The organism is Anaerotruncus sp. AF02-27 (assembly GCF_003465835.1).
Taxonomy (GTDB): Bacteria; Bacillota; Clostridia; order Oscillospirales; family Ruminococcaceae; genus Anaerotruncus; species Anaerotruncus rubiinfantis.
Window position 1 is genome coordinate 234,722 of sequence record NZ_QSBX01000002.1, and the last position, 14,595, is coordinate 249,316.

Below are 14,595 nucleotides of genomic sequence, written 5' to 3' on the forward strand. Positions count from 1 at the left end.
ACGCTGCCTGCAATGAATGGCAGCTACTAATTTTTACGGTCTTTGCGGATTCGGGTTCGCAGTAACGGCCACGGCTTGCGGAACTGCGCCCTCCGGCATCAGCTTTGCCATTACCACAAGTCTGTGATCGCCTGTTTTCTCTGTGTCGTACCGATAGGCACAGGCGGAGAGGGTAAGCAGCTTGTCTTGCTCGCTCAAATTACTGTAAAAGAAAAACTCGTTCTTTTCCGCTATTGTTTTTTTAAAATTTTCAAAGCCTTGGTCCGAGGGATTTGGGTCGATATAGTAAAAATTCGTATCTGTGAAGAATACGGCAAACACCTCAAACATTAAGGTTTCTTCACCAATCGTCAAATAAATATTGGGGTTTTCCCTCAGGAAATCAATGTCCAAATATTTAAAGAGCTGAGTAAATCGCTTACCATCGGTTTTTTCGGTACTTTCGGAGTGTCCGTAAATCACAGTATTTTGTTTTAGGCTGCTACGGTCTATCAAAACACTGTAATAATCGGCAAAGTAGCAGCCCCATATATCGTACCTGCCATTTTCATTTTTCTTTAGATAGTCCTCATTGTTGGCAGTCTGCATGACAGGATTGTCAATATCTGTACTGGGAATACGCAGCCAAGCTACTGTGTCGGAGTTGTCTTCTTTGGCAGATGCAAGCTGTGTAAATCTTTTGTGCAAGACAGGCTCTTTTTCTGCTTCACCATTGACAGTCCGCTCCTTTGCAGACGATTCGGTTTGGCTGCTGTTTTCACCGACACTGATTTGGGGATCGTCTGTTTTACCTTGGCTCACATCCGCCGTATTGCCATGACAGGATGCAAAAAGCAGAATACAAAGCAGAACGGTTATTATTTTATAAAGCTGTTTCATTATTTTTCTTTCTGTGACACTGGCAGTCACCGAATGAGGTTGATAAAAGGCGGCGGCAAGCAATTTGCTCACCGCCGCCAGTTTGAACGATTTCACCTTATGCGGATTTTTCTATCACACAGTTTATTGCAGAGCTGTCCAAATTTCGCCGGCTGCATCGGAAGTATAATCGTGGGCAACAGTCACCACCTCGGCTCGAGCAAAGAGAAAGCATATGTCGTATTCATATTCATCTGCTCGGTCAGCAAGCAGGAGAGAATCACGATGTCCTCGTCACGGGTCGTGTTGTTATCTGTGTCAAATGCCCCTGTGTTGTGGCCGCAAAATGATCGGTGACGTTCAGCTCCACGCCGGTCTGCGGATTGCTATGACTGACGGAAGCCTTAAAGGTCGCCTCAATGGTGTGGTTTGCTCTCACATTGGTAAAGGTGTACTTTGAAATCGCACCCACACTTTTGCCATCCACCTTAATATCGGCAATGACATAGCCTTTGTCTGGCGTAATGGTGAAGCCTGCACTGTCTCCCTCACGTACAGAAACATATTTTCCGGCGCTGATGCTACCGCCTGTGCCTGCCGTTGCTGTGATGGTGTAGTAATGATAGCTGCCGCCACCGCTGTCGCTGCCGCTGCCACCACCGCTGCCGCTGCCACCACCGCTGCCGCTGCCACCACCGCTGCCGCCGGTGTAAGTCCAATGAGCATAGATTGTACTGTCGCTTACAAATACTGTATTGGCGGTGACTTCTGTGCCGCCTTTTGCTTCGGTGTACCAGCCATCAAAACGGTAGCTACCACTTCTGGTTGGAGTGGGCAGAATATCTAGCTTATGCGCGGCATTGGTCTCGGCGCTGGAAACGGTCACGCTGCCGCCGTTGGCGTTAAATATGACCGTATATTTTTGGGTGTACGCAATAGAGTAGGTAGAGAATTTACTCAAATATGCCGTAATGGTGTCCTTTTCAGGGTTGACCGTCATATACTCGCCGTTTTCGTTGGGAACCTCCATAATCTTATCTACCTGCGTCCCGTGATAACGGAATATGGCGTAGCTGTCTTTCCCCCGCAAATCCTCCGGCAAATGGAACACCACTGTGATAAGAGAAACGCCGTGCTTGCTTTCGTCTATTACCGTGATTTTTTCCTCTTGCCCGTTGTTTATAGTTTTAAAAATATCCGTGTCCATGACAATGCCCTTGACCATGCCGTCGTCAGAGATGGCGGTTTTTACTTCCCTGGCGTGGGTGGAGCTTTCGTTTTCCTCCACCTTCAATTCTATCAGAACATGGGTATTTGCGCTGGGTGCGCCAATGGTCTTGGCAATGTCATCCAGGCCGCCGGCCTCCACGTTTGGTGTTTTTTCACCCTTGGTGGTCACGACGCTGTTGTATATGCCGCCCGGCAGACGCACGTTCTGTGCAATGGAATGGTCGACAATATCCACCATTACGGTGGTCGTGATGGTATGCTCTCCAGACTTGGAGGAAACCACCAGATTATAGATTCCAGCCGGAACGTTCTTCACGATATATTCATAAGGATCCGCCTCGCCGGTCACGACGGCATAGTATTTCACGCCGTCCCGAATCAGATAGGCTGTGGGTTTCTCGCCCGCACCAGTGATTTCGCCGCCGACGTCAAAGGCCGGTTTATTTTTGTCCTCTATGATAATTTTCCCTATACTCCTGCCGCCGTACCATACATAGGCCTCCGATGCGGCGCAATCCTTGGTTTTTTGCACGGTAAGCCGGTTTCCGTTTTGGAACCCGGTCACACTAAGGCCTGGAATCTCCGTAAAGCCATCTTCGTAAGCGGACAGGGTAAAGTGCCTTGACTGCACCCGTGTGGAATCGGAGATAATGCTCTCGATGTCGTCCAGGGCCAGGATACTTACATGGTCGGAGGCGGCGGTCGCGCCTGCCGCATAGTAAAGGCTGACAACATTGTCCGCGCCCACCCTTGTCCAGGGGGCAACCAGAAAATATTGGGAAACGGTGTCGTTACTGTAATCCAAAACAGCGTAATCCTTGATGCTGTCGCTATTGGAATCCGGCACATAGTCCGCCGGGTCAACGCTGAAAATGCCGGATTGAATTTGAATCGTTCCCTTGCAATAATTGTTGGTAAATGTCAGCTCATCGGCCACCCAAAAGGTGTCTTTCCCCGTCACGACCACATTTTTGCCTTCCCCCTGCTGTGCCACGGCATGGGCGACCGGGGCGCCTCCGATGTTGCTGATCGTTGTATTATGCAGCGTGACGATATTGCCATGGAACGCCGTCTTGCCGATGTACATTCCTTTATTTTTTCCAACAAAGCTCGCATTGGATATCCCGGTGAGATTGGCGTCAGGAGAGCCGATGTAAAAGACCTCGGCGGCGCTGTCCTGAGAATTTGCGAAGGTTCCGCCGTTGATGGTCAGCTTTCCGCACAGCTGCATGGCGCAATAATCGCCGCAAAAGCTGCCGCCGTTGATAGTGATGTCGATTTTATCCTGATCGCCGGTATCCACTCTCTGTGACGAGTAGGAAAGTATAGCGCACGGATATTCGGAATTTGCAGTCCCCGCCTTTTTAGCGGTTATCTCAACGCCCTCATTGACGGTCAGCGTTACCTGCGGGTCAGCGGCGCCAAAGTCGGATTCCATATATATGGCTCCAGAAAATACGTATGGGGTGGTAACAAGCGCATTAAGCTCGGCCTCGATTCTCAGATTACCGTTTAAAACCAGCTCGCCGTAGTTTTTTATGGTATACCGCAGTTTATCGTTTGTGTTATAAATTCTTCCGCGGGAAGCATTGCAAGCGCCGGTGTTTTCAAGGGTCAGCTTTCCGGATTCATGTATCTGAATCAAGCAGGCGAGATTCTGAACGCCGCCCGTTGAAACAGTGCCGCCCTCTGTGGGAGCTTCCATCATACCCTTTCCCGTAATGTTAAAACCATTCAGGTCGATGGTGGTATCCTCACCCTCCAGAATACGCAGCTGCCAGTCGCGAAGGTCAAGGTCTTTTTGCAGTTTATGCTGTCCGCTTGGAAAATGGATATAAATATTGTTATACAATCTATTTCGGGTGTAGACCTGGTCAAATACCTCCGGCGTCAGCAAGACGCCGCCGCTGGCGCCATTGATGTTCCCGGAAAACGTGCCGTTATTCAGAAAAATTCTTGCGCTGCGGCTATCATTATATACGCAGGAAGTCACTGCCGCAAAAGAGCCGCCGTTTATTACCACCTGTCCGGTGCCGACTGCCTCCACACAATAACCGTACTGCGATGTATAAGAGCCGCCCTCGATGGTGACATTTGCCGAGTCTTCCACCAGGATACATTCCGTTGATGTTCTGGTGTGAGTAGCGCCACCGCTGTTATCGCCGGAGCTGTCCTTCAAGGTGAGGTTGGCTGTGCCGGAGACGTCGATTCCGTATGAGCTACTGCTCAAGGTGAGGACATAACCGTTAAAATCGATGGTCAGATTGGTCTCTATAAAAACGCTGCTTGCAGCGCTATCTGAGCGGAAAACGATGGCGTCTCCAGACACCGCCTTGTCAATCGCGCCGCCAAGCGTTTTATACTCCGCTCCCTCGGTACGCGCGGCGCTATCGTCTTGGGCAGCACTGTTAACATAGAGCGTTACGCTGCCAGCCTCCAAAGTCTCCGCTGTACGGTCTGTCAATACATCATTCAGAGCCATCGCCGCCAAAAGCAAATTCCCATGCTCTGTGTCAAATAGTTCCTGCTCGGCCAAAGTGAGATTCTCATAGGCGTCCATTGCCGCTTGCCCCAATGACAGAATTTTATCTTTTTCCTCATCGGTCATGTCCACAGCAATGCTGTCCGCGCTTGGCAGTGCTTGGAACAGCCGCACAGCTTTTTCATAGGAAGTTTCTTCCACGGGGATTTCTCCTATAAATTCACACTGATCAAAACTGTCCTTGCAGATTTCGCAGTCACTGTTTATGTTTTCAGCGCTGCATTTTCTTTCACAGCTACAAACAGGTTCCTGCGTTTCCGGTGTCTGTGGGTCAGATGCGGCCTGCTGTCCGCCACCCTCTGCTTCAGAGGATGACTGCGCTGTGCAGGCAGCATAGCCTTCTGCGCAAACCGCGCATGCGCTGTTCACGCTTTCATCGCTGCATTTTCTTTCACAGCTACAAACAGATTCCTGCGTTTCCGATGTCTGCGTGTCTGATGCGGCCTGTTGTCCGCCATCCTCTGCTTCAGGGGGCGCCTGCATTGTGCACGCAGCATAACTTTCTGAACAAACCAAACACTCGCTTTTCACATTTTCTTCGATACACTTATTTTCACATATACAGGCCTTGGCAGGTACGCCGCTGTCCATTTGCGTCTCCTGCGCAAATGCCGCCGCAGGCAGCAAGCTCAACATCATACAAAGTGTAAGTGTACTACTTAAAAACTTTTTCATCATATCCTTATCTCCTCGCCAAAGATACTCTTATTTTTCTTCCAGTTTTTGCACCAGTGGTAAATGCAGCGTTGACATTTTCCATCGGCATCTTCGACTGACTCATCAAGACAAATTTCCTGCTCTTGTATTGCCATCATTTGAATTTTGTCTGGCGTGACAGGCTTTACCATATGTCGATTGCCGCCATTGAGCCGAATCAGCTCTCTGATTTCCTCACTGTCTGTCTGGGTGGTGAAAACGATTTTAACTGACGAGGAAGATTGCATCACCAGCTCGGAATACTTAAAGCCATCGAACGGCTTAATGGCCAGCGGAAAGAAGATGGCGGCAACTTCTTCTTTTTGGCTGAGATAATACCGGAAGGAGTTCAGAGCATTATCGAAAGTTTGGACTTCCACCGTGGTAAACACACTTTTTAGACTGTCTTCGAGCTGTTCCAGCGCTCCATGATCAGCATCAACAGCAAGAATAATCAAAAAATTTCACCCCTTCCCATAGAGCAAATATTGATAGTCATTTTATATTATTCTAATGAGCCATGACAACAAAACGACAACAAAAAGCCCTCGATTTCTTGTGAAATCGAGGGCTTACGTAAATTTTTTTGTATCGAAGCGACTATTGTTCACCGAACTTTGACATCAATGCAGCCGCTGTAAATTCCGCCCAGGAATAGTCCGTCATGTATTCGCCGTTAAAGCTGTTGATTGCAACCGTGTCGCCTGCCAGCGCCATATAGTAATCACAATCATACTGTTCCGGATCCATGATAATTGAATCGTTTGTTTCATTTATTATATGAGCCGCGCCCACCTTTTTCAGCGATTTTATCATTTCACTGCGAAAAGCGGCAATCTGCTTTTGCCGTGAACGGTCATATAGCCCGTCGTCCCACAGAATATCCGCCAGCTTTCCCGCCGTGCATTTGGTCCCGCGCCGGTCAACCAAATAAGCCAGTAGCTCCTTGGATTTCGTCCGGCTAAAGGATACCGGTACATCGTCCACAAAAATTTCAAACGAGCCAAAGCATTGAATGCGAATCCGCTTATTGGGGACTGTTCGATCAGGCGGATGGCGCAGATTCTCCAGCTCAGTCCGAATGTTTTCCTTGGACACCGGTTTCATCACGTAACCGCTGGGCCGGAGCGCATAGGCCTCCTGCGCATACTGAGAAAAACCGGTGACAAACACAATATTTGTTTTCGGCGCTCGCTTCTTGATATGGTACGCCAGCTCCAATCCGCCCATATCGGGCAGCTCAATGTCGAGAAATGCGACCTCCGGGGCAGAACATCCTTCGTCCATTGCCGTCAGCAGCTCCTCGGCATAGGTAAAACTGTGCAACTCGCAGTTCGGCTCGGCGTCGGTAATCGCACGAGTCAGCATTTTCAGCTGAAGCGGCTCGTCGTCTACTGCATAAAAAATCATGGCGTTTCCCCCTTCGGAATTGTAATCACGGCAACCGTGCCAACACCCCGTGTACTTTCAACCGTCAGCGTACCGCCGCTCATGCGGGCAAGGCGGTCGCGGACGTTTTGTATGCCGATATGGGTGCGTCCATCGTCATGATGTTTCATCGGATCGAACCCCGCACCGTTGTCCTCCACAGTCAGAACAAAGGCCGTATCCGTCTCGCGGGTGGAGATTTTCACCGTGCCGCCCACTTTGGTTTTTGTGACCCCGTAGCGCACGGCATTTTCTACAATCGGCTGCAAGGTCAGCGTGGGCAGATGGAACAAGGTGGTTCTGATATCGTAGACCACATGCAGCTTATCCGGAAAACGCAGTTTTTCCAGCGAAAGATAATGCCTGGTATGCTCCAATTCTTTGGCAAAGCCAATAGGCTTGTCCATCGTCAGCGAGTCCATATTCCCCCGCAGGAACATGGAGAAGTCCGCGGTAGCCTTTTCGGCCGCAGCTGGGTCGTCCCTGCATAAGCATTGAATGGAACTGAGGGCGTTATAGAGAAAATGCGGCTGTATTTGGCTGAGCATGACGACAATACGGAATTGTGTCAATTCGTTTTCAAGCTTCTGTGTTTCAAACTGCACCATAGCATCCGCATGAATAAGTGCCGACCATTTTGAACGAGATTTGATCCACGAGAGAAATCCACCAATCAGATAAAAGAGCATGGCGTTAAATATGTCATAAATAAAAATTTCAAACGGCTTGACAAGAAAGCTCATTGTGATAAAAAGCAGATAGGCGAAGGTGGCAAACGCTAAGTTCTCCAGCGGATATGAATCAAAAACAACCTGTACCAGCAAAAGCATTCCGCAGGCAATCACCGCACAATCTTGCGGATAAAGGACCGTACCTATCATATTATATGTCAAGACCCATATGAAAAGAAAAAGCGTGGTAAGTATTCTGGAATAAAAGGGCATCGGCTGTCTGCGGCGTACTCCCTTAGTAACAAGAAGCATAGCGCCACAGACAACGGCCGCCATAATGAGTACCTTTGCGGAGCTACGCAGGGAAACTACGTTTGCGGTGCCCGCCATCCGGATCACTCCCCAATTTACAACTGCCAGCTCCAGCAGAATTACGGATACCGCGACAGCAAGCGCGCCGCTTAATATTTGCAGATTGTCTGCCGCGACCCGGCTGTCATAGAGAGCAAGAACTTCCTTGCTGTATCCCAGATAACGCCAGTAATTCAGTCTATCTTGCATTTTTCTTTTGCCGATCAAAGTGTTATATCTCCTTTGCGGAAGTACTTCGCCTTTTGTGGATCAGTGAACTTTTCGGCATTGGCAGGAATGCACCATAATCGCCCAAAGTACGAAACACCTGGAATACGCTCCGCTGCACAATATTGTGTTACTCACCTTTCTGAAACATCTCATTTGCAGGAGGCTTCTCGAATTGAAATATAGCCGCGCACTTGCTCAACCTCCATAAACATAATGATATGAACTATATTATATACGAATATTTGAATATGCACAAGAAAACAACTTACGCTGATCCTTTTGCAATAATTTTTTCACACTCAAGGTTTTCATGAGAAAGGACAGATACCCAATTATCTAACAAATATGCGCTAATAACCATTTGTCATATATTTAATTTGTAAAAGCAAAGGCGCGCCAAAATTACTCTTGACGCGCCTTTGTTTTTTTGTATTTAGATTACCTTAAACCCTCGGTTCACAATTTGTCTTTATGACCACTTGTATTGGGCCCGGGGGTTCTATTTTCCATCTATCAGCCTTTTGTGGGCTCCAGCACACCATAGGTTCCGTTGTGGCGTTTATAGACAACATTGGTCTCATTGGTCTCCGCGTTGAGGAAAACAAAGAATTCATGGGACAGCAGATTCATCTGAAGGATCGCTTCCTTGACATCCATCGGGCGCATGACGAAACGCTTGACGCGTTCGATCTCATACTCACCCACCGGACTCTCCTCCTGTTCTCCGGTTTCCAGATTGGATGGGTCAAACGCCGATGCACGCAGGCGTTTGCCAAGCTTGTTTTTATTCTTTACAATCTGGCGGAACAGGGAGTCCACAACGGCCTCCAGCGAATCAAAGCGGTCCGCGGTCGTTTTCTCCGCGCGGTAGAACATCCCCTGCGACTGAATTGTTACCTCCACTGTTTCCCGGTCACCCTCATTGGTCACGGTCACGATCGCCTTCGCAGTGTCATCGAAAAAGCGATCGAGCTTCTGGAGTTTTTTCTCGATCCGATCCTTAAAAGAATCACGAACCGAAGTCTTACGCGCTGTAATGGTGACGTTCATACATTCAACCCCTTTGCGTTATATCAAAACAGGTTTGTCCCTGTTTTTAACAAAGTGGCTAGATTTCTTGTCTATAGTATACACCACATTCGTCGATTTTACAATAGGTATGCCAAATTTTACTTTTTAGACACAATATATGGGCGGCATCAAAGCACCCTGTGCGCGTGCCGCGTCACATGGCACCCCATGTTCACCGCCACGGGCAGGCATGCGATGTGGGTCGCGCCAGCTTCGATATTGACCGCCAGCGCGGTCACACGCCCGCCAAAGCCCTGCGGGCCGACACCGGTGCGGTTGACCGCTTCTAGCATCCGTTCCTCCAGATCCCGGTAAAGCGGGTCCGGATTGCGCACAGCCGTGCTGCGGCAGAGCGCCTTTTTCGCAAGCAGAGCGCTGCCTTCGAAATTCCCGCCGATCCCCACGCCAACCACGACCGGCGGGCAGGGGGTACCGCCCGCCGTTTCAACCGTGTGCGCCACAAAGTTGATGATGTCCTCCTCGCTCGCGGCCGGGGTCATCATCTTAATGGCGGACATATTTTCGCTGCCCGCGCCCTTTGGCGCCACCGTGATTTCGAGCCGGTCCCCCGGTATAATCTCCAGATGCAGAACCGCCGGGGTGTTATCGCCGGAATTAACCCGCCTCAGCGGATCGCTCACGACCGAACAGCGCAGCAGCCCGTCGAGATAGCCGCGCCGGACCCCTTCATTCACCGCACCGGGCAGATCTTTGACATGCGCGTCCTCCCCGAGGCGCACAAATACAACTGCCATGCCGGTGTCCTGGCAGACTGGTATCTGCTTCTGTTCCGCCACTTCAAAGTTGCGGACGATGTCGCCGAGCACCTCCCGGCCGAGCGGGGATTCCTCCTGCCCGCAGGCCGCCCGCAGACAGTCCTTCATATCCTCCGGCAGAATCCTGTTCGCCTCGATACACAGCTCCTTCACCGTTTCAATCACCAATTTCCGATCGATTTCACGCATCTTTACCGCACCTTCCTTCCGTCAATAAACACCGCCACGGGTTTCGCATGGGTTTGCATCGGTTCCCCATCAAAAAGCACGATGTCCGCGTCCTTGCCAGCCTCCAGCGTGCCGATCCGGTTTTCCAGCCGTACCATCCGCGCCGCCTCGCAGGTGACCGCTCTTAACGCCGCCTGCGGGTCCATCCCCTCATCGGCGGCGAGCTGAGCGCTCATGAGCAGATACCGCTGCGGCACCTCCGGATGGTCGGTGCAGATTGCGACCGACACACCCGCTTTTGTAAGGATTCCTCCCCCCGCCGCGTCCGCTTTCGCAAGCTCCGGCTTGGTGCGCGCGCCAATGAGCGGCCCGACAATGCACGATGCACGCTCGGCGGCAAGCTCCTGGGCCACCAGATGTCCCTCGGTCGCGTGGATGATCACGTAGTCGAGCGAGAATTCCTTCGCAATGCGGATTGCTGTAAAGATGTCGTCCGCGCGGTGCGCATGGAAATGCGCCTGGATTTCCCCACGCAGGAGCGGCAGCAGCGCTTCGCATTTCGCGTCGTATTCCGGCTCGTCCAGCTCTTCATCCTGCGCCGCCTCGTCCATCTGCTGCCGGTATTTCTGCGCCTTATGAAGCTGCTCCCGGATAAGCGCCGCAATCGCCATACGGGTCGCCGGGCCCTGCTGCTTTTCATGGTAACTGGTTTTGGGATTTTCACCCAGCGCGAATTTCATCGCAAGCGGCGCCTTCACCGCCATATCGTCCACCCTGCGGCCGTACGTCTTGACGGCGCAAAGCTGCCCAGCCACCGGATTGGCGCTTCCCGGCCCGGTGACAACGGTGGTCACCCCCCAGTCGAGCGCCTCCGAAAAGGCGCGGTCGAACGGGTTCACCCCGTCGATGCCGCGCAGGTGCGGCGTGCACGGATCGGTATCCTCGTTGCCGTCATCGCCTTCGAAGCCAAGCCCGTCCTCCCACATGCCGATGTGGCTATGCGGGTCGATAAGCCCCGGCAAAGCAACCGCGCCTTTCGCGTCGAATACTTCCGGGTCCTTTGGACACGCTTGCATCGGGCCGACCGCGCCGAGCTTTGTTCCATCTATTTGGATATATCCCCACGGATAATCTTTCCCAGCCATCGTGCGGATATCTGCGTTTATGATAACCATAACATATTCCCAGCCTTTCCTTTTTTATACACGAAAAGAGGCGCCGAAGCGCCTCTCCATTGCGTTATCTCTGCGGGTTCCTGTTCCGGGAAGTCCCGCGTTTGACGTCCGTGTACTTCTTCAGGTCGGAGATCTTGTCCTCACTGGTCTGCTTAAACTTGCTCATCATATCTTCAAAGGACATATTCTCACTGGAAATGGCCTGCCGGCGGTCAAACCCATAGGAAACCTCGCGCGGCGGACGGCGCTGGAAAGCCGGACGCTGCGGGCGTTCGCCGCCCTGCGCATTCGGCCCATTCTGATTGAAAGGACGTGAAGCAGGCTGTTGCACGGGCTGTGCAGGCGCGACCTGTTTGATCGAGAGGCTCACTTTTCCTTCCGGTGTAATACCGATAATCTTCACCTTAACCATCTGATTCTGGGAAAGATGATCGGAAATCTCCTTGACGTAAGACGAAGCCACCTCCGAAATATGTACCATTCCGGTTTTGCCGCCTGGTAGCTCGATAAACGCCCCGAATTTGGTAATGCCGGTAACTTTTCCCTCTACAATACTGCCAACCTCAAGCTGCATAGTCTGTTACGCTGCCTCCTTAACGATCTGGTGTTTTATACATGAATCGCATCCGCGATAGAATACTTCAGGAACCGGAGGCATCACGAAAGACCCGCTCGTCCGAACGGCCCATATCCAACTTGTCGCGCGCGATCCGGGCAAGGAAATCCTCGTCGTCACCATAGCTGAGCTGGCGTTCGATATCCTTCACCGCGGTCTGCTGCGCCTCCAATTGAGTCTGCAGGCCGGCCAGTTCACTGCGCTTGGAGGTAATCTCCATTTGCAGCGATACCAGAGAAACCACGACATATGCAGTAAATGCAAATACACAGAGACGGATCAACAGATTCTTTTTTCGCGCTCTTGTCGTTTTCATATCCTGCTTTTTGCCCTACCCCTCAACCTTTTTCCTTTGCCGCTTCCATTTCGGCGGCTTTCTTAGATTATACAATAAACTGCTGTGCTTTTTCAAGTGCATCCTGGAATTTTTCGCTTTGTTTTTTAGCCAATTTGCCAAATTCTTCATGATTCTACCTGAAAATCTTCCAATTCTTTCTACCAGGCGCCAAACCGGTGCGATCAACAGCCGCCAGATGGTCTGGAATACCCATTTGACGCCTGCAATGATCCTGCGGCTGACCCCAATGATGAATGCACCGACCGTGCAGTAATAAAGTGTGAAACCAACAACTTCCCCGATCAGGACAAACATCCGGATCTGTCCGCAGTCCATCATGATGAAAAACAAAAAGGTGGATGCCGTGCAGATGCCTGCAAACAGCACATCCTCCGCCACCACCACGGCGGGCGGGTTATAGACCGCGATCCGGATGATCCGGAAGATATCATAGCACACGCCCAAAAGCGCCCCCAGCACGATCGATGACAGGAACATCCAGGTCTGTCCGGCAATCGTGATCTCCATTCGATCCCCTTCCTCTCGTGAAATCGATCATACCACGCTTTACCGGAATAATTTGCCGAAAATACCACCCCGTACCGGATGATTGTCCGCATAGCTGAGCGCGTCGATCCGTTCGCTTTCCAGGTTGAGTTCTCCGGTGTCCACATCGATCCGGTTGATGTGCAGCCCCTCTCCGCGGATTTCCAGTTCCCCGGTCTCGACAAACAGGACCACCGTCTGTTCGTCAAAGCTGTCGATATCGGTGACGCCCGAAATGGTAAGCCGCTTGCGGCCTTCCATAATGATATTGTGCTGCGTTGGAATTTTTTTCTCTTCCGCCATGTCCGCTTCCTCCCATAACGATATTCCCTAATATTTATGCGCGCGCCGCGCCGCATATACCGCCCGCGGGACAATCCCATGGAAAAAGCCGCCGGCAGATGCCGGCGGCTTTGCTTTCAGATCTATTCCTCAACCGTGTACCCTTCGGCAGCGGTATCTTTGGTGGCGTATTCGCTCACCTTGACCACCTTGACCTTGAGCGGTCGCTGTCCGAGATTGATTTCGATGAGGTCGCCCTCCTTCACGTCGTAGGACGCACGGGCAACCTTGCCGTTCACCACGATCCGGCCCGCGTCGCACGCCTCGTTCGCAACTGTGCGGCGTTTGATCAGGCGGGTTACTTTGAGATATTTATCAAGCCTCATAGGGCCTCCTTCCAAAGAAAAAACCCGCCGCATCTTTGATACGGCAGGTCCCTTTTTCCCAAATAAATGTTTTTATTTACCAGCAACGGCGTCTTTCAGAGCCTTACCAGCCTTAAAGGAAGGAACAGTCGCAGCAGCGATGGTGATCTCCTCTTTGGTGATCGGGTTGATGCCCTTTCTCTCGTTGCGGTTCTTGGTCTCGAAGGTGCCGAAACCGACCAGTGCGACCTTCTCACCGGCTTTGAGCGCATCGGTGATCGCGTCTACAACCGCGCCGACTGCCTTCTCGCTATCCTTCTTGGAAAGCCCGGATTTCTCTGCAACCGCATTGATAAGCTCTGCTTTTGTCATATTAATGACCTCCGTTATATAATTTTAATTTATATCTTCAGACAATTTTGCCTGTGATAATACGTCCTTATTGTTTTTGGCGTCCTTCCAGAGCCCGTCCAGTATTTCGATGGACGAAGCCTTCATATCCACGCCTCGTTCTTTCGCCAGCTTTTCCACCCGCTCAAACCGCCCGATAAACTTGTCGCAGGATTTTGCGAGCGCGTCCTCCGGATCGCTGCCCACGAACCTTGCCACATTCACCGCCGCGAACAAGAGGTCTCCCAGCTCTTCGTCGATATGCGCCTGATTCCCCTGTGCGACCGCCTCCTTAAGCTCCGCGATCTCGCTTTCCAAAACCCGTATCGTCCAACCGGTATCCGGATAATCGAACCCCGCCTTTGCCGCGCGATGCTGTACCTTTTCACTGCGCATCAGCGCCGGGAATACCGCTGGAACGCTCCGCAGCGTTTCTGCCGCCGTGGTCTGCCCTTTTGACGCTTCCTTGATCTTGTCCCAGTTTGTGAGGACTTCGTCGGTCCCGGAAACCCGCGTTTCACCGAACACATGCGGATGACGCAGGATCAGCTTTTTACAGATTCCGTCACAGACATCGTCAAACGCAAAACGGCCAGCTTCCTCCTCAATGCGGGAATGAAACACAATCTGCAGGAGCACGTCCCCGAGTTCCTCTTTGAGCAGCTCCGCGTCCTGCGTGTCGATCGCTTCCAAAACCTCGTAGGTTTCCTCCAGGAAGTTCTTGCGGATGGTGTGGTGATCCTGCTTTGCATCCCAAGGACACCCGTCTTTCGAACGCAGCAGCTTCATGATTGCAACGAGGTCGTTTATATCATACGAAGTTTTCTTCTGAAAATCCACCGGCATCCGCTCAAAGTCCTTT

At 51.4% G+C, this 14,595-nt stretch carries 15 protein-coding genes; all 15 read right to left on the reverse strand.

Features of this window, described 5'->3' with window-relative positions; genetic code table 11:
• Nucleotides 1–33: 33 nt before the first annotated feature.
• The 15 genes from DWV16_RS03230 to mazG all read right to left on the reverse strand — a co-directional run bounded on the left by DWV16_RS03230 (nucleotide 34) and on the right by mazG (nucleotide 14,579).
• The gene (locus DWV16_RS03230) at nucleotides 34–975 is read right to left on the reverse strand and encodes a class B sortase (protein ID WP_147349419.1); all 942 of its coding nucleotides are present in this window, start codon (nucleotides 973–975) and stop codon (nucleotides 34–36) included.
• 163 nt (nucleotides 976–1,138) lie between these two features.
• A complete protein-coding gene (locus DWV16_RS19510) occupies nucleotides 1,139–5,308 on the reverse strand; it encodes an InlB B-repeat-containing protein (protein ID WP_243007266.1) in 4,170 nt (1,389 codons plus the stop codon).
• On the reverse strand, nucleotides 5,305–5,784 hold the full coding sequence (locus tag DWV16_RS03240; RefSeq protein WP_066459255.1) for a response regulator: 480 nt from the start codon (nucleotides 5,782–5,784) through the stop codon (nucleotides 5,305–5,307). Before DWV16_RS03240 ends, DWV16_RS19510 begins: the two co-directional genes overlap by 4 nt.
• A gap of 142 nt (nucleotides 5,785–5,926) precedes the next feature.
• Nucleotides 5,927–6,736, reverse strand: a complete 810-nt coding sequence (locus tag DWV16_RS03245; protein WP_118477769.1) for a response regulator — start codon at nucleotides 6,734–6,736, stop codon at nucleotides 5,927–5,929.
• A complete protein-coding gene (locus tag DWV16_RS03250) occupies nucleotides 6,733–8,004 on the reverse strand; it encodes a sensor histidine kinase (protein ID WP_118477770.1) in 1,272 nt (423 codons plus the stop codon). The genes DWV16_RS03245 and DWV16_RS03250 overlap by 4 nt, the downstream gene beginning before the upstream one ends.
• 516 nt (nucleotides 8,005–8,520) lie before the next feature.
• Nucleotides 8,521–9,057, reverse strand: coding sequence for a ribosome hibernation-promoting factor, HPF/YfiA family (hpf, locus tag DWV16_RS03260; protein ID WP_066459249.1), 537 nt, complete (start codon nucleotides 9,055–9,057; stop codon nucleotides 8,521–8,523).
• Nucleotides 9,058–9,206: 149 nt separating this feature from the next.
• Complete coding sequence (locus DWV16_RS03265; RefSeq protein WP_118477771.1) at nucleotides 9,207–10,043, reverse strand: fumarate hydratase; 837 nt, start codon at nucleotides 10,041–10,043, stop codon at nucleotides 9,207–9,209.
• A gap of 2 nt (nucleotides 10,044–10,045) precedes the next feature.
• Nucleotides 10,046–11,197, reverse strand: a complete 1,152-nt coding sequence (locus DWV16_RS03270) for an amidohydrolase (RefSeq protein ID WP_066459246.1) — start codon at nucleotides 11,195–11,197, stop codon at nucleotides 10,046–10,048.
• Between the two features lie 64 nt (nucleotides 11,198–11,261).
• Nucleotides 11,262–11,771 (reverse strand): S1 RNA-binding domain-containing protein, encoded by a 510-nt coding sequence (locus tag DWV16_RS03275; RefSeq protein ID WP_066459244.1) that lies wholly within the window; start codon nucleotides 11,769–11,771, stop codon nucleotides 11,262–11,264.
• Between the two features lie 67 nt (nucleotides 11,772–11,838).
• Nucleotides 11,839–12,129 carry a septum formation initiator family protein gene (locus DWV16_RS03280; protein WP_066459242.1) on the reverse strand — a complete coding sequence of 97 codons (291 nt, stop codon included), beginning with the start codon at nucleotides 12,127–12,129 and terminating at the stop codon, nucleotides 11,839–11,841.
• Between the two features lie 15 nt (nucleotides 12,130–12,144).
• Nucleotides 12,145–12,678: a spore cortex biosynthesis protein YabQ gene (gene yabQ / locus DWV16_RS03285; protein WP_066459240.1), complete on the reverse strand. Its 534-nt coding sequence runs from the start codon at nucleotides 12,676–12,678 to the stop codon at nucleotides 12,145–12,147.
• A gap of 39 nt (nucleotides 12,679–12,717) precedes the next feature.
• Nucleotides 12,718–12,999 (reverse strand): YabP/YqfC family sporulation protein, encoded by a 282-nt coding sequence (locus tag DWV16_RS03290; RefSeq protein ID WP_066459238.1) that lies wholly within the window; start codon nucleotides 12,997–12,999, stop codon nucleotides 12,718–12,720.
• Between the two features lie 122 nt (nucleotides 13,000–13,121).
• Nucleotides 13,122–13,364: an RNA-binding S4 domain-containing protein gene (locus DWV16_RS03295; RefSeq protein ID WP_118477772.1), complete on the reverse strand. Its 243-nt coding sequence runs from the start codon at nucleotides 13,362–13,364 to the stop codon at nucleotides 13,122–13,124.
• A gap of 72 nt (nucleotides 13,365–13,436) precedes the next feature.
• Nucleotides 13,437–13,715, reverse strand: coding sequence for an HU family DNA-binding protein (locus tag DWV16_RS03300; protein WP_066459234.1), 279 nt, complete (start codon nucleotides 13,713–13,715; stop codon nucleotides 13,437–13,439).
• Nucleotides 13,716–13,739: 24 nt separating this feature from the next.
• A complete protein-coding gene (gene mazG, locus DWV16_RS03305; protein ID WP_187116735.1) occupies nucleotides 13,740–14,579 on the reverse strand; it encodes a nucleoside triphosphate pyrophosphohydrolase in 840 nt (279 codons plus the stop codon).
• Between the last annotated feature and the right edge of the window lie 16 nt (nucleotides 14,580–14,595).

What these genes read in the sequence shown, in the direction of transcription:
- DWV16_RS03270 (WP_066459246.1), bottom strand. Translation starts at nt 11,197, where the DNA reads ATGGTTATCATAAACGCAGATATCCGCACGATGGCTGGGAAAGATTAT.
- DWV16_RS03295 (WP_118477772.1), bottom strand. Translation starts at nt 13,364, where the DNA reads ATGAGGCTTGATAAATATCTCAAAGTAACCCGCCTGATCAAACGCCGC.
- DWV16_RS19510 (WP_243007266.1), bottom strand. Translation starts at nt 5,308, where the DNA reads ATGATGAAAAAGTTTTTAAGTAGTACACTTACACTTTGTATGATGTTG.
- DWV16_RS03280 (WP_066459242.1), bottom strand. Translation starts at nt 12,129, where the DNA reads ATGAAAACGACAAGAGCGCGAAAAAAGAATCTGTTGATCCGTCTCTGT.
- DWV16_RS03300 (WP_066459234.1), bottom strand. Translation starts at nt 13,715, where the DNA reads ATGACAAAAGCAGAGCTTATCAATGCGGTTGCAGAGAAATCCGGGCTT.
- DWV16_RS03275 (WP_066459244.1), bottom strand. Translation starts at nt 11,771, where the DNA reads ATGCAGCTTGAGGTTGGCAGTATTGTAGAGGGAAAAGTTACCGGCATT.
- hpf (WP_066459249.1), bottom strand. Translation starts at nt 9,057, where the DNA reads ATGAACGTCACCATTACAGCGCGTAAGACTTCGGTTCGTGATTCTTTT.
- yabQ (WP_066459240.1), bottom strand. Translation starts at nt 12,678, where the DNA reads ATGGAGATCACGATTGCCGGACAGACCTGGATGTTCCTGTCATCGATC.
- DWV16_RS03290 (WP_066459238.1), bottom strand. Translation starts at nt 12,999, where the DNA reads ATGGCGGAAGAGAAAAAAATTCCAACGCAGCACAATATCATTATGGAA.
- DWV16_RS03245 (WP_118477769.1), bottom strand. Translation starts at nt 6,736, where the DNA reads ATGATTTTTTATGCAGTAGACGACGAGCCGCTTCAGCTGAAAATGCTG.
- DWV16_RS03265 (WP_118477771.1), bottom strand. Translation starts at nt 10,043, where the DNA reads ATGCGTGAAATCGATCGGAAATTGGTGATTGAAACGGTGAAGGAGCTG.
- mazG (WP_187116735.1), bottom strand. Translation starts at nt 14,579, where the DNA reads ATGCCGGTGGATTTTCAGAAGAAAACTTCGTATGATATAAACGACCTC.